Source organism: bacterium, from assembly GCA_024224155.1.
GTDB lineage: Bacteria > Acidobacteriota > Thermoanaerobaculia > Multivoradales > JAHEKO01 > CALZIK01.
Map to the genome: position 1 here is coordinate 18,838 of JAAENP010000139.1, position 16,430 is coordinate 35,267.

Annotated in this window: 36 protein-coding genes; all 36 read right to left on the bottom strand. The window is 65.6% G+C overall.

Annotated features, from left to right (window positions below):
• Positions 1–25 precede the first annotated feature (25 nt).
• The 36 genes from GY769_07760 to GY769_07935 all read right to left on the bottom strand — a co-directional run bounded on the left by GY769_07760 (position 26) and on the right by GY769_07935 (position 16,429).
• Complete coding sequence (locus tag GY769_07760) at positions 26–547, bottom strand: hypothetical protein (GenBank protein MCP4201812.1); 522 nt, start codon at positions 545–547, stop codon at positions 26–28.
• Complete coding sequence (locus GY769_07765; GenBank protein ID MCP4201813.1) at positions 534–866, bottom strand: hypothetical protein; 333 nt, start codon at positions 864–866, stop codon at positions 534–536. Before GY769_07765 ends, GY769_07760 begins: the two co-directional genes overlap by 14 nt.
• A 208-nt stretch (positions 867–1,074) precedes the next feature.
• Positions 1,075–1,338 carry a hypothetical protein gene (locus tag GY769_07770; GenBank protein MCP4201814.1) on the bottom strand — a complete coding sequence of 88 codons (264 nt, stop codon included), beginning with the start codon at positions 1,336–1,338 and terminating at the stop codon, positions 1,075–1,077.
• Entirely contained in the window at positions 1,335–1,580 is a 246-nt protein-coding gene (locus GY769_07775) for a hypothetical protein (protein ID MCP4201815.1), read from the bottom strand. The genes GY769_07770 and GY769_07775 overlap by 4 nt, the downstream gene beginning before the upstream one ends.
• Positions 1,567–1,992 (bottom strand): hypothetical protein, encoded by a 426-nt coding sequence (locus GY769_07780; GenBank protein MCP4201816.1) that lies wholly within the window; start codon positions 1,990–1,992, stop codon positions 1,567–1,569. Before GY769_07780 ends, GY769_07775 begins: the two co-directional genes overlap by 14 nt.
• A 43-nt stretch (positions 1,993–2,035) precedes the next feature.
• Positions 2,036–2,356, bottom strand: coding sequence for a hypothetical protein (locus GY769_07785; protein ID MCP4201817.1), 321 nt, complete (start codon positions 2,354–2,356; stop codon positions 2,036–2,038).
• A 63-nt stretch (positions 2,357–2,419) separates the two neighbouring features.
• The gene (locus GY769_07790; GenBank protein ID MCP4201818.1) at positions 2,420–2,782 is read right to left on the bottom strand and encodes a hypothetical protein; all 363 of its coding nucleotides are present in this window, start codon (positions 2,780–2,782) and stop codon (positions 2,420–2,422) included.
• Complete coding sequence (locus GY769_07795; protein MCP4201819.1) at positions 2,779–3,573, bottom strand: hypothetical protein; 795 nt, start codon at positions 3,571–3,573, stop codon at positions 2,779–2,781. The genes GY769_07790 and GY769_07795 overlap by 4 nt, the downstream gene beginning before the upstream one ends.
• Positions 3,518–4,171, bottom strand: coding sequence for a hypothetical protein (locus GY769_07800; protein ID MCP4201820.1), 654 nt, complete (start codon positions 4,169–4,171; stop codon positions 3,518–3,520). The genes GY769_07795 and GY769_07800 overlap by 56 nt, the downstream gene beginning before the upstream one ends.
• Positions 4,168–4,686: a hypothetical protein gene (locus tag GY769_07805; protein MCP4201821.1), complete on the bottom strand. Its 519-nt coding sequence runs from the start codon at positions 4,684–4,686 to the stop codon at positions 4,168–4,170. Before GY769_07805 ends, GY769_07800 begins: the two co-directional genes overlap by 4 nt.
• 20 nt (positions 4,687–4,706) lie before the next feature.
• The gene (locus GY769_07810; GenBank protein ID MCP4201822.1) at positions 4,707–4,919 is read right to left on the bottom strand and encodes a hypothetical protein; all 213 of its coding nucleotides are present in this window, start codon (positions 4,917–4,919) and stop codon (positions 4,707–4,709) included.
• Positions 4,916–5,344: a hypothetical protein gene (locus GY769_07815; GenBank protein ID MCP4201823.1), complete on the bottom strand. Its 429-nt coding sequence runs from the start codon at positions 5,342–5,344 to the stop codon at positions 4,916–4,918. Before GY769_07815 ends, GY769_07810 begins: the two co-directional genes overlap by 4 nt.
• A complete protein-coding gene (locus GY769_07820) occupies positions 5,341–5,532 on the bottom strand; it encodes a hypothetical protein (GenBank protein MCP4201824.1) in 192 nt (63 codons plus the stop codon). The genes GY769_07815 and GY769_07820 overlap by 4 nt, the downstream gene beginning before the upstream one ends.
• Before the next feature lie 9 nt (positions 5,533–5,541).
• Complete coding sequence (locus GY769_07825; GenBank protein MCP4201825.1) at positions 5,542–5,862, bottom strand: hypothetical protein; 321 nt, start codon at positions 5,860–5,862, stop codon at positions 5,542–5,544.
• Entirely contained in the window at positions 5,859–6,050 is a 192-nt protein-coding gene (locus GY769_07830) for a hypothetical protein (GenBank protein MCP4201826.1), read from the bottom strand. Before GY769_07830 ends, GY769_07825 begins: the two co-directional genes overlap by 4 nt.
• Positions 6,050–6,949 (bottom strand): DNA cytosine methyltransferase, encoded by a 900-nt coding sequence (locus tag GY769_07835; protein MCP4201827.1) that lies wholly within the window; start codon positions 6,947–6,949, stop codon positions 6,050–6,052. Before GY769_07835 ends, GY769_07830 begins: the two co-directional genes overlap by 1 nt.
• A 46-nt stretch (positions 6,950–6,995) precedes the next feature.
• Positions 6,996–7,994: a phage Gp37/Gp68 family protein gene (locus tag GY769_07840; GenBank protein MCP4201828.1), complete on the bottom strand. Its 999-nt coding sequence runs from the start codon at positions 7,992–7,994 to the stop codon at positions 6,996–6,998.
• Entirely contained in the window at positions 7,978–8,130 is a 153-nt protein-coding gene (locus tag GY769_07845; GenBank protein MCP4201829.1) for a hypothetical protein, read from the bottom strand. Before GY769_07845 ends, GY769_07840 begins: the two co-directional genes overlap by 17 nt.
• Positions 8,117–8,260: a hypothetical protein gene (locus tag GY769_07850; protein MCP4201830.1), complete on the bottom strand. Its 144-nt coding sequence runs from the start codon at positions 8,258–8,260 to the stop codon at positions 8,117–8,119. The genes GY769_07845 and GY769_07850 overlap by 14 nt, the downstream gene beginning before the upstream one ends.
• A 352-nt stretch (positions 8,261–8,612) precedes the next feature.
• A complete protein-coding gene (locus GY769_07855; GenBank protein ID MCP4201831.1) occupies positions 8,613–8,987 on the bottom strand; it encodes a hypothetical protein in 375 nt (124 codons plus the stop codon).
• Positions 8,984–9,433 carry a hypothetical protein gene (locus GY769_07860; GenBank protein ID MCP4201832.1) on the bottom strand — a complete coding sequence of 150 codons (450 nt, stop codon included), beginning with the start codon at positions 9,431–9,433 and terminating at the stop codon, positions 8,984–8,986. Before GY769_07860 ends, GY769_07855 begins: the two co-directional genes overlap by 4 nt.
• A complete protein-coding gene (locus GY769_07865) occupies positions 9,420–9,923 on the bottom strand; it encodes a hypothetical protein (GenBank protein MCP4201833.1) in 504 nt (167 codons plus the stop codon). Before GY769_07865 ends, GY769_07860 begins: the two co-directional genes overlap by 14 nt.
• A gap of 11 nt (positions 9,924–9,934) precedes the next feature.
• Complete coding sequence (locus GY769_07870) at positions 9,935–10,222, bottom strand: hypothetical protein (protein ID MCP4201834.1); 288 nt, start codon at positions 10,220–10,222, stop codon at positions 9,935–9,937.
• 13 nt (positions 10,223–10,235) lie between these two features.
• Entirely contained in the window at positions 10,236–10,565 is a 330-nt protein-coding gene (locus tag GY769_07875; GenBank protein MCP4201835.1) for a hypothetical protein, read from the bottom strand.
• Entirely contained in the window at positions 10,558–10,758 is a 201-nt protein-coding gene (locus GY769_07880) for a hypothetical protein (protein ID MCP4201836.1), read from the bottom strand. Before GY769_07880 ends, GY769_07875 begins: the two co-directional genes overlap by 8 nt.
• On the bottom strand, positions 10,755–10,946 hold the full coding sequence (locus GY769_07885) for a hypothetical protein (GenBank protein MCP4201837.1): 192 nt from the start codon (positions 10,944–10,946) through the stop codon (positions 10,755–10,757). The genes GY769_07880 and GY769_07885 overlap by 4 nt, the downstream gene beginning before the upstream one ends.
• On the bottom strand, positions 10,946–11,125 hold the full coding sequence (locus tag GY769_07890) for a hypothetical protein (protein MCP4201838.1): 180 nt from the start codon (positions 11,123–11,125) through the stop codon (positions 10,946–10,948). The genes GY769_07885 and GY769_07890 overlap by 1 nt, the downstream gene beginning before the upstream one ends.
• A gap of 13 nt (positions 11,126–11,138) precedes the next feature.
• Entirely contained in the window at positions 11,139–11,378 is a 240-nt protein-coding gene (locus GY769_07895) for a hypothetical protein (protein MCP4201839.1), read from the bottom strand.
• Between the two features lie 159 nt (positions 11,379–11,537).
• On the bottom strand, positions 11,538–11,816 hold the full coding sequence (locus GY769_07900) for a hypothetical protein (protein MCP4201840.1): 279 nt from the start codon (positions 11,814–11,816) through the stop codon (positions 11,538–11,540).
• 387 nt (positions 11,817–12,203) lie between these two features.
• Positions 12,204–12,956 (bottom strand): hypothetical protein, encoded by a 753-nt coding sequence (locus GY769_07905; GenBank protein MCP4201841.1) that lies wholly within the window; start codon positions 12,954–12,956, stop codon positions 12,204–12,206.
• A 50-nt stretch (positions 12,957–13,006) separates the two neighbouring features.
• Positions 13,007–13,339, bottom strand: coding sequence for a hypothetical protein (locus GY769_07910; GenBank protein MCP4201842.1), 333 nt, complete (start codon positions 13,337–13,339; stop codon positions 13,007–13,009).
• Positions 13,336–13,698 carry a hypothetical protein gene (locus GY769_07915; GenBank protein MCP4201843.1) on the bottom strand — a complete coding sequence of 121 codons (363 nt, stop codon included), beginning with the start codon at positions 13,696–13,698 and terminating at the stop codon, positions 13,336–13,338. The genes GY769_07910 and GY769_07915 overlap by 4 nt, the downstream gene beginning before the upstream one ends.
• Before the next feature lie 349 nt (positions 13,699–14,047).
• On the bottom strand, positions 14,048–14,599 hold the full coding sequence (locus GY769_07920) for a hypothetical protein (protein MCP4201844.1): 552 nt from the start codon (positions 14,597–14,599) through the stop codon (positions 14,048–14,050).
• A gap of 13 nt (positions 14,600–14,612) precedes the next feature.
• Positions 14,613–14,873 (bottom strand): hypothetical protein, encoded by a 261-nt coding sequence (locus tag GY769_07925; protein MCP4201845.1) that lies wholly within the window; start codon positions 14,871–14,873, stop codon positions 14,613–14,615.
• Entirely contained in the window at positions 14,860–15,078 is a 219-nt protein-coding gene (locus GY769_07930; protein MCP4201846.1) for a hypothetical protein, read from the bottom strand. The genes GY769_07925 and GY769_07930 overlap by 14 nt, the downstream gene beginning before the upstream one ends.
• Positions 15,079–15,178: 100 nt before the next feature.
• Positions 15,179–16,429, bottom strand: a complete 1,251-nt coding sequence (locus tag GY769_07935) for a hypothetical protein (protein ID MCP4201847.1) — start codon at positions 16,427–16,429, stop codon at positions 15,179–15,181.
• Position 16,430 lies beyond the last annotated feature (1 nt).

Below are 16,430 nucleotides of genomic sequence, written 5' to 3' on the forward strand. Positions count from 1 at the left end.
CTTGTAGCCCTCGGCCATGTCTGGTTCATCTCCACCCCCTCGGCAGCCTGGTCTTCTTGTGGCCGTCGCTGTACCAGGAGCAGCCGTCCCAGGAGCAGTGCATCCGGTGGTCGGGCTTGGGGCACCCCTTTTGCTCCTCGTCCACCAGCGCCGCGACCGCCTTCGAGCACATCCTGAACAGCTGCACGGATAAGGAGCTGGTGCCGACCCCGTTCCACGTGCTCTTGATCGTCGTTCCCCCGATCTCTCCGGCCAGCCTCCCCACGATCTTCTCGAAGTCCTCCGCCTCGGCCACGGTGATGCACCCCGTGTGAGTATCCGTCTCCAGGTCGTACTTGCTGTTCAGCTGGAGGCCCACGACCGGCAGGGCGTCCGCTCCGCTCGCCGCGATCCAGAGCCCGCACTCGCCGGCCCTGGCCGTTATCCCGTGGTGCGAGATGAGCGCCCCCCTCCTGTGCCGTCGGTTGCTCCAGAGCCACTGGAGCCCCGGCCTGAGCCGCCTGGCCACCCACCCTCGAGAACCCGCCACCCGGTTAGTGGACTCCATGCTTGCCTCCTCCGTCGTCCCTCTTTCTCGGCCTTATTCCCAGTCCTCTCTCGACCTGAGCCCGACCCTCCCGGATCTTTTCAAGGGCGCGTGCCCGCTCCTTGCGGAAGCCCCTCTCGTGCTCCTTCAGCCAGTCCTCGGCGCCCTCCGAGATTGGACGCCCCCGGTCCTTCCTGGCCCGTAGCCACTCCGCGCTCATGCGCTCCTCCCTCTGCCTCCGGTCGGCGTACCGGGCCAGCAGCCAGGCCGAGAGAACAATCGCCGCCGGGAGAGTCAGTACCCCCATCACGTAGATCAGCATCCCCGTCCAGAACGTCATGGCGCCCCCTTCCTCTCCGCGATTATCGCCGCGACCTCTTCCCCGTGTTCTATCACGCAGTCCACGCAGAAGTGGGTCTCCCAGTGAGTGTCCGGCCTGACCCGCCAGATCTCCCGTATCCCGCAGCGTGAGCAGGTGCAGTAGCACCGCGGCCAGCCCATGGGCTCCTCCGAGAACGACTCCAGGCTCTGGCCTACCGTCATCAGCGTCATGGCTCCTCCTTCCGGCGTGCGCCCATCATCTCCAGCTCGATCCGCGCACTTATCGCCAAAAGGGCCTCCTCCCGCATCTTCGCGAGCGCCCGGTTCACCTTGCACCCCGCGCAGTTCTCCCGGTCGTGGTCGTAGACGATGAGCCCCATGTGCTCCAGCTCCGGTCCCATCTCCTTCGAGACCGGGATCTCCGATTGGAAGGTCTTGGCCTCGATGACCACCTCGTAGGGTATCCCGTCCTTGCTCTTAACCCGGATCATGTCGGGTCCTCCATCGGTAGGCGGTAGACAAGCCGCGGGCTGTGCGGATACAGCTTCTTGTCCCAGCCCTTGTAATGCCGCCACTTCCTGTTTCTTACCTCCTCGACCGCCTCCGAGATCGCCTCCTCGCTGTTCCTGGCCCTCAGCTGAACCCGGTCCTCGAACTGCGCCATGGCGAGATGGTTCTCCGACTCGTCGAAGTCGTCCCACTCCACGAACCAGCCTCGTCTATCGTCCGCCATCGGCGCCCCTCCCCCTTTTTTTAGTTGGGGCTGCACGAACTGAACCGGCCGGCCGCCCCGCGTATCCCCGAAATATGAGTCTTGCCGCGTAGGTTATGAGCAGGCCGAGCGTCCGTCTCCACCTTGGAACGGACTTCATCTTGGCCCAGAGGTCGAGGTCCTCCATCTCCTCGAGCATCACCACGGCCTCCACCAGGTCATTGGGAGGCCAGATCGCGCGCATGGCGCACCACGTGAGCCCCTTGGAGTCCTGCTTGTCCGGCGGGTGCCAGTAGAAGCCGCGGGCGTCCCCCCAAATCGGCACGCGGGCGTCCATCATCCCCGGCTCGTCGAAGTTCTCCATCACCGAGTCGTAGACGGCTGGGGTCAGCCACGAGGTGCGCTTCCCCAGGCAGAGGTCCTGAAGCTTCACTCGGTCATAGCGCCTGAGTATCAGCCACTGCTCGAGCCCCATGTCAGAACCCCACCGAGAACTGGAGCCGGAGCCCCCCGCCGGGCGCCCGCTCCCGCATGCGACTGTAGGCCCGGTAGTTGCTGTAGGCGATCAGGGACCAGCCGGCCGTCGCGGCCACGTAGGTGATGATCCGCGCCCGTCGGCTCTTCATCCTTCGCCCCAGCTCGTAGACCGCCAGGGGCGCGACCGTCCCGTAGGCCCATCGGAAGCCCTGGTTCTGCATGAAGGGGTTGGCCTCGAACCCTCCCCGGGAGAGGGCCATCTCGGTCGTGCCCAGGTCCGCCATCTTCGCCACGTACATCGCGATTAGTAGCCATTTCATCGTCCCGTCCTCCTGGCCCGAAATACTATACAAGACGCATACCACCCCGGGCCCGTCAAGAACTTAGAAGAGGGCGTACAGGAGGTACCTCGCCAGGAGCCCCGCCACCGCCCCCGCCAGGAAGAAGCGGAGTCGGCAGTTCTCCTTTCCGCGCCGGAGAGCGCGGATCGTGTCGAGAAAGGATTCGGCGTTGAGGAGGTGGCTCTCCGTCGCCCGCTCCAGCTCGGCCTCCGCCTTCCGTCGTCTCTCCACCTCCGCGGTGTTCGCCTCGAGGAGCTGCCGGATCCGGGCCCGGAGCTCGGGCACCCCCGCAAGCTCCTCCCCGAGCGTCCACTCGCCCTGCTCCATCTCCTCGACGAACGTCTCGACCCTGTCCGCTCCCTCCTTCGGCGCTGCCCCCTCGTGCAGCCCCGTCTTGGCCCTCACTTCTTCACCTTGTAGAACGCGACCACCTTGCGCGCCTGCTCCATCGCCAGGGCGAACGCCACCCCCCGGCCCCAGCATTTGTCCGGGTCCTGGGGCGCCAGGGCGTCTCCCAGGGCGTTGGCCATGTCCTCCACCTTGTAGACCAGCGCCAGGGCCTCGTCCCTCTTCAGCATCGAGAGGACGCCCATGATCATCAGGATGGGCTTGGTCTTCTTCGTCCCCTTGGTCTTGAGGAGCAGGACCTCTGCCATCTTCCGGTTGTCGTAGATCATGTCCGCCATGACGTCCTTGCTCGGCTTGTGGTTCTCCTCGGCGGCCAGCCTGGCCCGGGCGATCATGCCCTCCTGGGGCGTGTGCTTCCGCCCGCTTCTCCTCGCGGCCAGGTCCCTCGCCGACTGCGGCGTTCCCCTGTCCAGGAAGGGCGCCACCGCCGCCGGGCACCCGCGGCTGACCCGCATCGGGATGGTCATCTCCGAGTACACGATGGCCCAGAGCCGGTTCTGCCCCGTCAGGATGTTGCCGTGCTCGTCCAGGTCTATCCCCTGGGAGTGAAAGACCCACTCGTGCCGCCCCATCATCCCGGCGTAGTCCTCCACCCGGTTCCAGTTGACCGGTCGGTTGTTCTTGTTCTTTTGGAGCATCTCCTGCGCCATCTCCGGCGTGATCATGACCGTCTCGGTCGTCAGCGCCGGGGTGTCGTGGGTCAGCCGGTGCGCGTCCTTCGAATCGAGCGCCCTACGCAGCGCCCTTCCCTTGACCCTTTCCTTTGCCTTTTCCGCCGTTGCTCTCATCTTTCGCCTCCTCCTCGTCCGGCTCCGCGACAGCCAGTCGCAGGGCCGCATCACACATCGCATCCAGGACCCCCTGCTGCTTCAGGTCCTGAAACTCCCAGCACAGCTCCACGAACCGCTGGAGCCGCTCCATCTCGGTAGTGTAGTCCTTCTCCAGGAAGAACTTGCGCACGTCCTTCAGCACCTGGAGGGCCTGGCCCAGCTCCGAGGTGACCGTCATGCGGGCCGCCCGTATCTCCTTGGCCTGCTCCATCAGCAGGGGCCGCACCTCCTCCGAGAGCGTCCGCACCTGATTGTAGGCCCTCTCCATGAACTCCCGGGCCTCCGTGGCCTCCTTCGTCACCGCCTCCAGCATCTTCTCGTTTTGCTCCATCTCCCACCCCACAACGATGTAGATCTCCTCCAGGTTCATCTTCGCCAGGGGCATGGCCCGATTCATCGTCTTTGGGTCCACGCCCCGTCGTGTCTCTAGCTCCATCCTCAGCAAGGAGGCCGAGACGTTGAAGGGGCCAAGCGGCTTCGACTTGAACCCCGGCAGCCTCCCGCGGATGTATCGCTCGCACTCGCTCTTGCCGGGCTGAATGACCTGGCGCGTCATCGGCCCCGCAGCGCCCGTGCCGTGGGCGCCATCCTCCGTAGCTCCCTCGCCAGTACGGACACGCGCTCCATCTGGCCCAGCTCCCGGGAGTAGGTCTTGCCCAGGAAGAAGCGCCTCAGGTCCCGGAGCGTCGGCAGCTCCGTGCCCAACGCCGCCCCGTCCGCCACCGTTTCGACGATGTGGTCGGTGCAGCGCCCGAGGGGCTTCTTCCACGCCGCCCAGGTCGCGGCCAGCTTGGCCGTCTCCCCGATGGTGACCTTCTTCAGGTCCATCAGCTCGGCGACCCAGCACTTCACGAGCAACGTGTACCTCTCCAACAGCACGCCCATGCCGACGACCTTCTGCTCGAGCTCGATCTGCTCCCTTGACTTCAGGGCCGACGGCTCGTACCAGTTCCACAGCTCGTCCCACGGCCCGACCGAGTCCTTCCTCCTCGTCCGCAGGCGCTCGCGGATGTACCTCTCCTCCTCCGTCCATCGCCGCTTGCTGTGCTGGTCGAACTCTCTGAGGGTCATGGCATCTCGCTCCGTTTGTTTCAGTTGGACTCCTCCTCCGTCGACACCAGCTCGTCCCCGATTCCCCGCCGGAGGACCAGCTCCCGGTCCGTCTCCCTGTAGGTCACGGCGAAGGTCCGCTCCCCCCGCTGCATGTTGGCCAGGCAGACCTGCACGTCCTCGCAGATGAAACGGTCTTCTCCCTTCTCGTCGGTTATCACGTACATCAGCATCGTCACCTCCGCCTCGCTCATGATGAGCCGTCCTCCGCCTCGCCCTCGTACGCCTCGATCACCTTCATGCCCTCCTCGACCGCCCTCGCGATCTCCGTGATGTCCACGGTCGTTAGTACCGTCCCCACCATGCGCACCCCGCGAACCGCGTCGGCCTTCCACTGCGTCGGCTCGACGTGCCCCGTTGCGATCGGCCCGTGAACGAACCGCTCGACGGCGTCCTCGATGTTTCGGATCGCCCCCGTCAGCTCCCTTGAGTGGCTGCACACGCACGGCACCTGGCCCTCCCTCTCGGGCTCCACCAGCACCTGTAGTTGCTTCCACTCCTCGTCCGTGAACTCCCCGGTCCTGTCCTCCGGCAGCAAGAACTCCCGTCCCGCGCTGTGCCCCACGTGGTCGATGTACTTTCTCAGCAGACGCAGGGTCTCGAACACCTTGTCGCTCATCCTCCACCCCTCATCCTCAGCATCACGTCCGAGAGCGGCGTGGTCTGGTTGTTGGTCGCCGACTCCACGAGCACCCTGGTCGTGATGCACCTCAGCAGCAGCTCGTAGCAGTCGCGGCAGATCCTCTCGTCGCCGTACCGGGCCATAGGATTCGGCTTCCCGCACCCCTTACAGTCCAGATAGATCATCAGCCCCCCTCAGTCCTCGAAGTGCTCGATGATCGGCTCCGTCGGGGCGATCGACCCCCCGATGGCCTCGTAGCCAGACAGGCCCACCGCGACCCTCACCTCTCCGGTCTCCAGCCCCACCAGCACCCACTCCCCGTGCCGCACTCGGTACTTGAACCAGCCGGGATGCGTGGCGTACCAGAACTCGGTGCCCCGGCTCCGTATGTACGGATAGACCAGCTGCTCGTCCTCGTCCAGGACCCTCTTGCTCCCGGCCTCAAGCGCCAGGAACAGATCTCGGTCGAACTGGACCGCCGCCCACGTCGTCTCCAGCCTCTCGATCACCCTCATCGCGCACCCTCCCAGTACAGCCGCCGGAACATGGCCCGCGTCTTGCGGTCGTGCTCCGGCTCCTTGGCGGGCTCCCTGTGGCCGCAGCGCTTGCACTCCAGGCCCCGTCGGTACGGGTTGCGCTCGACGTAGGTCACCCAGAAGTGAGTCCCGTTCTCCGTCTTCGGACACCTCGGCGTATCGCCCATCAGAACAGCGCCCCCTGCTTCTTGTCCTCGGCCTCTTCCTTCGGCGCGTTCTTGACGACCCGGTCCCTCTTCTTGCCGGCCCCGCGCTTGATCATCGCCCGGTCGTCGCCGCCCATGATCTCGTGGAGCGCCTTGTACTCCCCGAAGTCGCCCCGCTCGAGGATCCGGCAGACCTCGTCCAGGACCGTTCCCCCGTCCACGGTCGGCATGTTGATAATCCCGGGCACGTTCTCCATGCACATGGTCCGGGGCTGCATCTCCGTGACGAGTCTGGCGAACTCGAAGGTCAGGTTGTTGCGGGGGTCGGCCACCTCCCGCTTGCCCGCCGAGGAGTAGCCCTGGCACGGCGGCCCCCCGACCACCAGGTCGAGCTCGCCCCGGGCCATCCCGATCGAGTCGAGTATCCGCTTCCCCGTCAGCTTGGAGGCGTCTCCGAACCAGTACACGGGCACCCCGTGCCAGCCCGGCGGCGACCACTCCTCCCGGCGGTTCGAGCCCGAGACCGACGTCACCTCGTACAGCTCGACCCCCTCCCCGAAGAGGCCCGCCTGTCCGCCGTCCTTCGGCTTCTTGATGATGTTCCTTTCCATCCAGGTCTCCAGCCGCTCCTCGTCCTCCGGCTCCACGTATCGGATGTCCACCCTGTCCGCCCCCAGGTTGGTCAGGTACGTGACCAGGCAGTTCTCGTCATTGTCGACCGCCGCCACCACGTGGAAGCCCGCCTCCAGGAGCCCCAGGCTGAAGCCCCCGGCCCCGGAGAACAGGTCCACGGCGGTCAGCCTCTTGGTCAGGTGGGCCGGCACCGCCAGCCCCGAGGGCAACACGTCCCAGCTATCGTCGAATCTCTCCGCCGTCTCGATCAGGCCCATGGTCTCCTCCCGTTCATGCGCCCCGTTCATGCGTCTTGCGTGCGTTTCCTGCAATCTGTGCGTTCGCCCGTGCAGTTTAGCTGCGTTTTTGGTGCGGTTTCCCGTGCGTTTCGTGCGTTTGTGCGTTTTGCGTGCGTCGTCCGGGCGGTTCCAGATACTCCCTCACCCTCAGCTCCCCCGGCCACTCCCCCGGGTGGCCCCCCTCGGAGTTGTGCGCGTAGCGACCCAGGTCCCCGCCGTTGCTCCGGGCCCAGGCCGTCCCCATCTGCTTCATGAAGAACGGGACGCCCGCCTGTCGGCACTGGTCCCGAAGGTCCCGGAACCAGCCCGGGTCCGAGGGCCTCGCGTACGGCCCGCTCTCCCCCCCGGCGATCACCCAGTCGAGGCTCGGTCCCTCCACGCACTCACCCTCATGCGGATGCTTTTCCCAGCATGTCTGCCAGACCGATGCGCTGAGATCCAATGGGTCGAGCAGCGGCTCCGCGGAGATGAACCGGCGCGCCGCCGGCGTCTCCAGGAGAATCGGGATCCGACGGTCCGCCTCCCGCTGTCCCTCGGTCGACACCCCGAGCCATACGTTCGGGAGCGGCCACTCCACGTCGTACCGGATCCCGCGGTTCCGCGCCCGGAAGGTCCCGTCCTTCAGGACCGATGCCCACTCCCTGGCTCGCAGCTCGATCTCCGTCCTCGCGCTGACCTTGATCCCCCCGCCCGCCAGGAACCTCCGCATCGCCTCCGGCCTCTTCGTGAGCACCTGGAAGGTGTGCCAGTGGGCCACCGCCATGACCCCGAAGACGTCCGCGACGAAGCCGACCGGCAGCTGCTCGTGGAACAGGTCCCCCATCGAGCAGACGAAGACCCGCCTCGGCTCGTACCACCGGAAGGGCGCCGTCAGCGTGTATGGGTGGACGCGGAGGTTCGTCTGGACGTTCTCCGGCGTCCAGGGCTTCCACTCCCTCCGGACGTTTCTCTTCGACTGGCGCTCCGCGTAGCAGTTCAGGCACCCGGGGCTCACCTTCGAGCACCCCGTGGCCGGGTTCCAGGTCTCGTCCGTCCATTCAATCTTGGAACTCACGGATCACCTTCCAATCGGGGAGAAACCCCTTCATCTCGAGCCACGTATACAGATCGTGCGTCGCCTCCAGGGCCTCATCGCGATCCTGTTCTTGGATGGCTCGAAGGAGCTTTCTCAGTGCCTCATTTGGATCCATCGTCTTTCCTCCTTGTTCTCGGGTCCTCCGGCCCCCCGAGCTTCGCGGCCCCGCCGACCAGCATGGCGAGCCCGAGGACGAAGACGGCGACAAGCAAGAGAAACAGCGCCGCCCAAAAGACGTCCATCATCACCGGCTCCCCCAGTTCTTAGCCAGCCACCCCTGGACCCACTCCTCGACCTGCTTCTCGCTCAGCTCGAAGTCCGCGCCCCTGTCCAGCGGCTCGATCATCTCTCGCTTGAACGCCTGATAGAACTCCGGCAGGGGCCTCTCGTCCCCCATGTGGTCCTCGAGTATCGATAGGGCCAGCTCGGCGGGTCCGCTCCCTCCGTAGCCCCAGGCGAAGCCATCCGGGGAGTGCTTCCCCCTCCAGGTCAGCGGTCGCTTCTCCTCTTTCCCGGCCTCGTCCGTCTCCACGGCGTGGACGACGTAGACCTCGCCGCCGGACCCGAACAGCTTCTTGGTTCCCCGGTATACCTTCATCAGAGCACCCCCGCCTTCTCCAGGATCGCCTGGAGGCCCGCGATCTCCTCCTTCGCCACCTCGACAACCTTCCGGATCGCATTCTCCGGGGTGTCTCCAGGCTCGCACCAGCGCTCGCCGGGACTATCCGGCTCACCTAAAATTGCGATGTAGCCTGAGCCTGCCGGATGAACCTCCAGTCCGCCTCGCCTCGCGCAGTAGCGCCAGCCGACGTTCTCCCAGATTCGGGGCTTCCAGTCCTCTCCGAGACTCCTCGCCAGCCTCTCTCCTCGGCTGACCGCTAGCTCGTATTGGACCCGAGTACATCCGAATCCGCAGGCCGGAGAGCAATAGATCGTCCTGCGCCACCTCGGCTTCCGGCTAAGCTCCTTCACGGCCTCCCCCTTCCCCGGACCGATCCCGCGATCTCGCGCTTCATCTTCCGCCGCATGTCGCGCTCGAGGTCGTCGACGTCCCCGGTGTAGTGGCCCATCTCTCCCCTGGTCACGCTCGGGGCCACCCCGTCGACCTCCGAGAAGAGGTCCTCGCGCTCGGGGAACAGCTCCCGGAACAGCCGGAAGTAGAGTGCGCATCCGACGCGGGTCGGCACGGCCACGAGGGAGGTCTCGGCCACGAGCCCGATCATCTCCGCCCGGGTCGGCTCCCGAAGGTCCTCGCCCTCCACGACCCGGCGCAGGATCTCCTTGCAGTGCGCCGGGTAGAGCCGGTCCTCCCGCCCCCGGAGATAGGTCGTCGGGGTAAGCGCCAGGAAAGACTCCTTCAGGACCGGCGCGAGAAGCGGGTTCTCCTCCTGCGCCAGGGCGATCTCAGCCTCCGCCACCTCCATCAGCCGAAAGGTCTCGATCGTCCTCGACGCCACCTCCGGGCCCATCAGGTTCGCGAGCGCCTCCTTCATCGGCGTGGGTGGCGCGGGGCCGGTCCCATCGCTTCTTGCTGTCCGCAGCCTCTCCACTTGTTCGCCCATCGTCTCTCCTCCTCCTCTTCCAGAACTCCCACCAGCGGGGCAGCTTCTCCACCACGTTCAGGTGGTCGTCGGCCACCAGCAGCAGGGCCGCGATGCCGACCAGGTCCGTCGAGCGCAGGTCGTCCAGCTTTTCCCAGCGGGCCGTCTTGTACTCGCCCTTCCTCTCGTCCCAGCTCTGCACCTTGAGCGCCACATTGCAGGGCTCGAGCCAGATCTCCTCCGAGCCCTCGATGTGTTCCAGCCTCATCCGGGCGCCGGACGGCAGGGCCGCCTCCAGCACCTCGACCACGCCCTCCCTGTGACCGGCGATGTACCAGCCGTCTCCGCACTCTTCGATCTTCGGCATGTCGTCCTCCCTCACAGCAGCCCCAGCCGCCCCGCCAGGCAGGCGCCGAGACCGATCCCGCACGTCGCGGCGGCGGCCAATAAGGCGATCCCGATCAGGAGGTCTCTCTTCGTCTCCAGCTCCTGGACCCGAACCTCCAGCTCCTCGTCCATCTCCCTCTCGAACGTCGCCAGGTCCACCGCCTTGCCGTCGATGCGATACTCCACCAGGCCGGGGAGCGTGATCGGCGGCTCCTTCGTGAAGACAAAGTCGTCCAGGGTGGTCTCGAAGACGCGCCCGCTTGCCCCGACGAACCTCATGGCCTTGGCCTCCTCACGATACTTGATGGACGACCATCCCCGTGACCAAGTGCCAAGGGATCAGGTACAGCCGCCAGCAGTTTTCGTCGATGTGGCCGTCCCCGTCGTAGAACCAGATCCCGGCGTCCGTGATGTCCTTGATCCCGCAGAAGCGATCTATGCCCGGAACCCCGCGATGTAGATGTAGCTCCACCAGGGCCACGTACTCGAAGTGCCAGTCCTTCTGGCGTAGGCGTTGGGAGATGGTCGTGGTTGCCACGTGCCCTGGATCTCGCCAGCCTCCGCCGAGGGCCTCCTTGTGACACAGGGTCTGCATCACCTCTTTCGCTGTTTCTTCATTCACGGCTCTTTGCGCCTCCCTTCAGGAACGGGATCTCCCGTCGCCGCCCGCAACGCAAGCACACCTCGACCACGACCAGTGCCAGGTAGAGGTTCGGGTCCTTCCCGTCGTTGAACTCCAGCCGGTCGACGAGGACCGTCCTTGGCCCCCTCTCCCGGTAGACCCGGTCGTGCCGGCAGCGGCTTCGCTTCGTCACCCCCGCGCCCTCCGTATCTCGATCATGGTCTTCTCCAGGGCGGTGCTGTTGAAGTCGACCGCTCTCCGCAGGTCCTCCAGCTGCTCGGCGATGGCCCGCAGGGCCTCGACCTTGCAGTAGTCCATCATGTGCTGGGCCTGGCCAGCCGGGTCGTCCGAGCTAGGCGTCTCCGTCCACTCGATCGCCATCAGCTCTCCTCCTGCCTCGGCCTGGTCGCCTCCACCACGGAGCCCTCCGGCGCGGGCCGGGTCGGCTTCCCGCACTCGTGCTGCGGACGGTAGGCCGTGTCGGTCCCGTGCTCGTCCTCCCACTCGCACCCGGAGCAGTAGTTGCGCTCCAGCTGCACCAGCAGATGCTCGTCCTTCATCGGTCCGTCCTCCTCAGTCGTTGAAGACCGTCAGCGCAAAGCGCCCGTCGCGGGTGCGGTAGTTGAAGCCTCCGAGGTCGCCGTGGTTGTCGATCCTCGCGCCGCGGAAAAAGAGGTAGCCCTCGTTCCGGTCGTCCAGAACGGCGATGGTCTGCGGCCAGTCGCCGGGGGCCAGCCCGACGTCGCTCGCCTCGGTCACCAGCCCCCGATTCCCCTTCATCAGATCCACCTGAGACTTGTTGACTACGTACATCGTCCTCTCCTCTCCCCAAAGAAAGTCGCCTGCTTCCTGGGAAAGCCCAGGGGCGCCGAGGTGGCTCCTCCGTCGCCGGTTACGGTGCGCTCTGGCCCGCTCGGCTTGTCGGTAGCCCCCCGACACTCCTCGACTCTCCCGTGGTTCATCTCGTTTCCCCTACGAATTGCCGTTGATCGCGTCCAGCTTCGCCAGCGCGTTGGCCAGGTCCACCCGAACCGCCTCGAGCTGCGCCACGCTGTCCCACGCCACCGCGTGGTCCCGGGTCTCGTCCAGCCCGTCCTTGATCTCGTCCGCCATCACGCTCAGCTCCCTCGCCTTGGTGTGGAAGTTGGTCGCTCGTATCCGTCGCTGTTCCCTCCGCGACTTCCGGGCCTCCATCAGGTCGTGATGAAGTGAGTTGCTGCTTGTTCCGCTGTTCCCGATTGTCTTTGCCATCGCCCTGTCTCCTTTTGCTTTGTTTTCCCTTGTCATAATGGAATATTACATATACAAGACGCATACCAGAATCGGGCGAGCTGGCGGAAATATTTTCTCGTTCGTCGGCAAGCACTTAGCGAGATCGGGGGTGCGGGAAGGGAGAGGAGACCTACCAGATTTTGTCGGTCGGTAACAGATTTTGTCGGCCGAGGCGTGCCGCCAAGTCCCTCGCCGTCCAGCCACTTAGCGAGACATTTCAGTATTAAACGAATCCGCCATCTCAAAATTAAACGATCGGCGATTTTCGTTAAGATATTAAATGCGTTTCTGGCTCTTGCGCGCACGACTACTTATATAATCATGCGCCCCTGGCGCACCTCAAGGATAAAATCTAGAGGACGGCGGCTAGTCCGGGCACTGGACGGCGGCGGACCGTCCGTCGCATCTCCCCGCGTAGCTCGGGGGACACCCCTCCGGGCCAGGAAAGCGCCCGTACATCTGGGTCTCCTCCGTCGCCCACTCCACGCAGACCTGGTGACATTGCGGCGTGTATAGGAAGACCCAGCCCCACTTGATGCACTTCCGCTCCGGGTCGCACCACTTCTCCGGCTCGGGGATCGTCGTGGTGGTGGTGACGCAGCTCCGGTTCCCCGTGTCGGCCTCCAGGAGCTCGAGTCCGGGGTAGTCCTGTCCCCACCGGTAGGTCTCGGGGCACGTGACCGGCTTGGTCTCGCGCGGGTCGTTCTCCCGGAGAACGTCCCACTGAAAGAAGCAGGCCAGCTCCCGGGACAGCAGCGCCCCGGTGTTGGGCTGGATGACCTTCCTCTTGGTCCGGCGGTAGAGCGTCTGCAGGGCGGTCCGGCAGTCCTCCGTCTCCCCGCAGTCGTAGCTACAGAGAAGCACGGCCACCGGCTCGGGCGTGGTGTTGGTCACGCGGGCGTGGATCGCGCCGTCGTGGCGGCTGGTCGACACCTCGAGCAGGCCGGTCGGCCCGGACCCGGCGGGCTGGGTCGCGGCAGGCTCCGTCTCCTCCGGCGTGGGCGCCTCGACCCCGGTGGGCGTCGTCTGCCGCGAGTCCAGGCACGCGGACCCGAAGATGGCCAGCAGCGGCGGAATAGCGATCATCAGGTAGGCTAGAAGCAGATTGAGTCGTCTCATGGTCCCCTCCCTCCCTGGCGGTAGTGAATACTACAGGTCAGGGGGTTTCGTCAAGGAAGGATCAGCGGGGACGGCTTCTTGTCCAGCTCGTGGCCATCCGTATCGGACTTTTTGATCAGGCCGGCCTTGACCATCTCCTTGACCGTCATCTCCTCGTATCGGTCGAGGCCACTCCGCTTGCACACGGTCTTCCGGCCCGGGGGCGGCTTGACTCCCTGGGGCGGCTTCTTCTCCGGGGGGATCAGGATCCGCAGATAGGAAGGCGGGACCCCGTTGATGTTGTACCAGATGTTTCGCCCGCTCAGGAGGCGGATGCGAACGCAGCCCGTCCTTGCCGAGGCCGCGGTCGTCCGCTGGTGCGGCAGTCTGCGTTTTCGGCTCATGCTCTCCCCCCCACGCGATAGATCGGTGGCCTCGGCTTGAGGTAGACCCTCATCTCGGGATAGCCGCTGGGCGACTCGGTCCCCTCCTCCGCCGAGAGCCGAGTGATGTATCCGTACATCTCGACGGAGTCGTAGTCCCTCTCGATCCAGAACTCCACCTTGCGGCGCCTCTTCATGATGTTGAGCAGCTGCCGCGCCCGGCGGTCGCCCCACCAGAGCACCATCTCCACCTCGTCGTGAACCGGAACGGTCTGGAAGGACAGCTCGTCCACGTCGCAGCGTTGCACGGTCGGCCCCACGACCTCCCGGAGCCGGTGCGACTTCCCGTCGATCTTGCACTTCGCCCAGTGCCGCGGCACCGGCCCATCGTGGCCGGGCTTCGGGCTCCGCTTAGGCGCAGAGGACGCAGGAGCAGGCTCCGACGTAGATTGCGGGGGCGGCTCGGGCGCCTTCCATCTGAGTGCTGCCCAGGCGGCAGCCGTACCGCCGCTCAGCCTCTTCATGAACGATCGTCTGTTCAGCATAGTGTCCCCTCAGGTAACATCGGCAGCGCAGCTCCCAGTTCGGCCCTTGGTACACGACCACCCGGCACTCCTCGTGTCGGCCCCCCTGGCACGGCCCGCAGGTCGCCAGCAGAAGTTCTTGGTCTATCATGGATTTGCCCTCTGACCGCCATGTTACCCCCGATCCTAGTATAAGTCTAGGCGCTCAAAGCGGCTCTGGCGCCGCCGGGTCGTTCAGAAAGTGATTCCGCACGCTCCTCTCCCACTGCCCCAGAAAGCAGTTGAACTCCTCCCGCGTCAGCTCCGGGATCCTCGGCTCCGGCACCTCGTTCCACCTCTCGCGCCAGCCGTCCGGGATGAGGACCACGACCCAGCCCGGCGTCCTCATCACGTACGCGTCGTCTTCCGCGAACATGGAGAACCAGATCCCGTACTTTGGCATGCGCGGTTCCAGCTCGGCGAAGGTCGCCGCGATGTCCCGTAGCTTCTCCATGGTCAGCGGCTCCTTGCTCGGGATCTCGTTTTTCTGTCGCCGGAGCCTCACCTCGCGAAGGTGGTCCGCCCACTCCTGCTCGGACATGCAGCGACGCTCGCCCAGGACGAAGACCTCGGCCAGCTTGTCCCAGTCGTGCCGCTCCTCGACCGGCCCCTCCTTCTCGTCCCATCGGTTGACGACCACGGTGTTGGTCTCGTCTCCGAGCTCCATCACGTGGTCGTGGCCGCCCTTCTCGCTCGGCGGCAGCGTCAGCATTCGCACATCGCGCCTCCCTTCATCCTTCCGCCTCCTTGTACTCCACCGCCGTGACCGCCTGCGCGATCACCCGCCGCCAGACGGCGCCCCTGCGCATGATCGCAAACCACAGCTCCCCGTCCCGCTCGAAGTAGGGGGTGATTGCCTCGCAAGAATGAACCCCCTGTGCCGAGACGAAGACCTTCCCCACCATGTAGTCGAACGTGTCGCCCGCGCCGAGCAGCTGGTGGATCGGCCTCTCGTCCTCCGTGATCAGCGCGAACGTCTTATCTGTGACCACCGCTTCCTCCATCCCCGTATCGCCAGGTCGCGTCGTAAAGCGCCTGGCCGTACAGCCTCCCGTCCTCGTACAAGATCCGGAGCGTGTCGTGGCTCAGCACCCCGACCGAGACCGCCTGGGCCATGGACTTGCTGCCCTCCGGCGCCAGAAGGCGTCCCTCCCGGCCCGGCACCCAGTCGTACCGGGTCCGAATATCCTTGGTCACGCGGGCTCCGCGTGCTTTCCGTCGTCCGTTCCATGGCACCGATCCTCGCCGAAGCACCGAATGCAATCGCCGCAGGCCTCGCAATAGCGGCAGCCGTCCGTCACCAGAGCCTCGCCGCCAGCGGGGCGTTCAGGAGGCCGTAGGCCGCGAGCGCCGCCGCGATCACGCAATCGTCGTGCATCCCCTCCGGCGCGTTGTAGCGGATGTTCCCCGCCTTCGTCATCTCGAACCCGAACGAGATCAGCTCGTTGTACATCACCGCCCCGTCCTCGTCCGACGGGATCAGGATGTCCAGGTTGTTCAGCGCGATCGCCAGGCCGTCGATGAGCGGAATCTTCCTCGCCCCCGTCTCCACGCCCTCGATCCTCAGCCCCTCCCTCTCCAGGTCCTGGACGATCGGCAGGCCGACCCCGCTCTGGTCCACGAAAAAGCGGGGCCTGCCCGTCTCCTGCGAGATCATGTGCAGGCGCTCCTTCGTGTTGGGCCACGGGAGCTGGAACCGGCTTATCCCCGTGGGGTGCCCGTGCCTGCACACCCCGTACGCGACCGTGAAGTCCACCCGAAACCCCAGGTCCACCCCCACGCAGAACGTCGGGTGGTTGCAGTACCCGCTTGTGTTGGGGAACATCATCTGGGCGGCGAGCTGGGCCTCCTTGACCTTCTGGAAGACCTCCCCCTCGTCCGTCCTCAAGAACTCCGCGAATATCTCCTGCTTGACCAGCCGCGGCACCAGGTCCTGCATCACCGACCGGAGCTCGCTCTCTTCCAGCCACGGGTTCTCGAACGAGGGTCCCCCGAACGAGGCGTAGCTCGGATACTCGGGGTCCTTCCCGTAGGCCCATACCTTGTGGAACCAGTTGTGCCCCTTTGGCGTTCCCGAGAAGAGGGCCGGGCCCTTGAAGTCCATGAGTGCCGGTCGCAGCGACTCGCTCCAGACCCTCTCGTCGACGATGCCGGCCTCGTCGATCCAGACCCACCTCAGACCCTCGGCCACCAGGTTCTCCGGCTTCTCGGCCGTCTTGAACTCGATGCGGACGTGGCCCATGTCCATGGCGTCCGGGGCGCGCTCCGTCCCGATCATCTTCGTGATCCAGCCCTTCGGGGCCAGGCGCTCGAACTTCCGCCAGACGGGTCGGGCCACCTTGTAGGTCGGCGCCACGTACCAGCCGATGGAGGGGCTGACCCTCTCCACCTGGTCGCGTCTCGCCTTTTCCAGTGCCCACCATACGCCGAACTCGCTCTTTCCCCACCGCCTCCCGGCGGCTATGGTCTTGAATCTTGCCTCGCTCTCCCACGCGTCGATCTGTCCCTCGTGGAGACGGATGTCGAGCGCGCCCCCCAGCCTCGCCATG

Coding starts and splice junctions, on each gene's coding strand:
- GY769_07815 (MCP4201823.1), bottom strand. CDS start 5,344: ATGAGCGACAAGGTGTTCGAGACCCTGCGTCTGCTGAGAAAGTACATC.
- GY769_07845 (MCP4201829.1), bottom strand. CDS start 8,130: ATGGATCCAAATGAGGCACTGAGAAAGCTCCTTCGAGCCATCCAAGAA.
- GY769_07895 (MCP4201839.1), bottom strand. CDS start 11,378: ATGTACGTAGTCAACAAGTCTCAGGTGGATCTGATGAAGGGGAATCGG.
- GY769_07900 (MCP4201840.1), bottom strand. CDS start 11,816: ATGGCAAAGACAATCGGGAACAGCGGAACAAGCAGCAACTCACTTCAT.
- GY769_07825 (MCP4201825.1), bottom strand. CDS start 5,862: ATGAGGGTGATCGAGAGGCTGGAGACGACGTGGGCGGCGGTCCAGTTC.
- GY769_07850 (MCP4201830.1), bottom strand. CDS start 8,260: ATGATGGACGTCTTTTGGGCGGCGCTGTTTCTCTTGCTTGTCGCCGTC.
- GY769_07805 (MCP4201821.1), bottom strand. CDS start 4,686: ATGACCCTCAGAGAGTTCGACCAGCACAGCAAGCGGCGATGGACGGAG.
- GY769_07800 (MCP4201820.1), bottom strand. CDS start 4,171: ATGACGCGCCAGGTCATTCAGCCCGGCAAGAGCGAGTGCGAGCGATAC.
- GY769_07890 (MCP4201838.1), bottom strand. CDS start 11,125: ATGAAGGACGAGCATCTGCTGGTGCAGCTGGAGCGCAACTACTGCTCC.
- GY769_07835 (MCP4201827.1), bottom strand. CDS start 6,949: ATGAACGGGGCGCATGAACGGGAGGAGACCATGGGCCTGATCGAGACG.
- GY769_07885 (MCP4201837.1), bottom strand. CDS start 10,946: ATGGCGATCGAGTGGACGGAGACGCCTAGCTCGGACGACCCGGCTGGC.
- GY769_07910 (MCP4201842.1), bottom strand. CDS start 13,339: ATGAGCCGAAAACGCAGACTGCCGCACCAGCGGACGACCGCGGCCTCG.
- GY769_07810 (MCP4201822.1), bottom strand. CDS start 4,919: ATGAGCGAGGCGGAGGTGACGATGCTGATGTACGTGATAACCGACGAG.
- GY769_07760 (MCP4201812.1), bottom strand. CDS start 547: ATGGAGTCCACTAACCGGGTGGCGGGTTCTCGAGGGTGGGTGGCCAGG.
- GY769_07935 (MCP4201847.1), bottom strand. CDS start 16,429: ATGGCGAGGCTGGGGGGCGCGCTCGACATCCGTCTCCACGAGGGACAG.
- GY769_07830 (MCP4201826.1), bottom strand. CDS start 6,050: ATGGGCGATACGCCGAGGTGTCCGAAGACGGAGAACGGGACTCACTTC.
- GY769_07765 (MCP4201813.1), bottom strand. CDS start 866: ATGACGTTCTGGACGGGGATGCTGATCTACGTGATGGGGGTACTGACT.
- GY769_07785 (MCP4201817.1), bottom strand. CDS start 2,356: ATGAAATGGCTACTAATCGCGATGTACGTGGCGAAGATGGCGGACCTG.
- GY769_07905 (MCP4201841.1), bottom strand. CDS start 12,956: ATGAGACGACTCAATCTGCTTCTAGCCTACCTGATGATCGCTATTCCG.
- GY769_07820 (MCP4201824.1), bottom strand. CDS start 5,532: ATGATCTATCTGGACTGTAAGGGGTGCGGGAAGCCGAATCCTATGGCC.
- GY769_07870 (MCP4201834.1), bottom strand. CDS start 10,222: ATGAGGTTCGTCGGGGCAAGCGGGCGCGTCTTCGAGACCACCCTGGAC.
- GY769_07775 (MCP4201815.1), bottom strand. CDS start 1,580: ATGGCGGACGATAGACGAGGCTGGTTCGTGGAGTGGGACGACTTCGAC.
- GY769_07865 (MCP4201833.1), bottom strand. CDS start 9,923: ATGCCGAAGATCGAAGAGTGCGGAGACGGCTGGTACATCGCCGGTCAC.
- GY769_07770 (MCP4201814.1), bottom strand. CDS start 1,338: ATGATCCGGGTTAAGAGCAAGGACGGGATACCCTACGAGGTGGTCATC.
- GY769_07795 (MCP4201819.1), bottom strand. CDS start 3,573: ATGAGAGCAACGGCGGAAAAGGCAAAGGAAAGGGTCAAGGGAAGGGCG.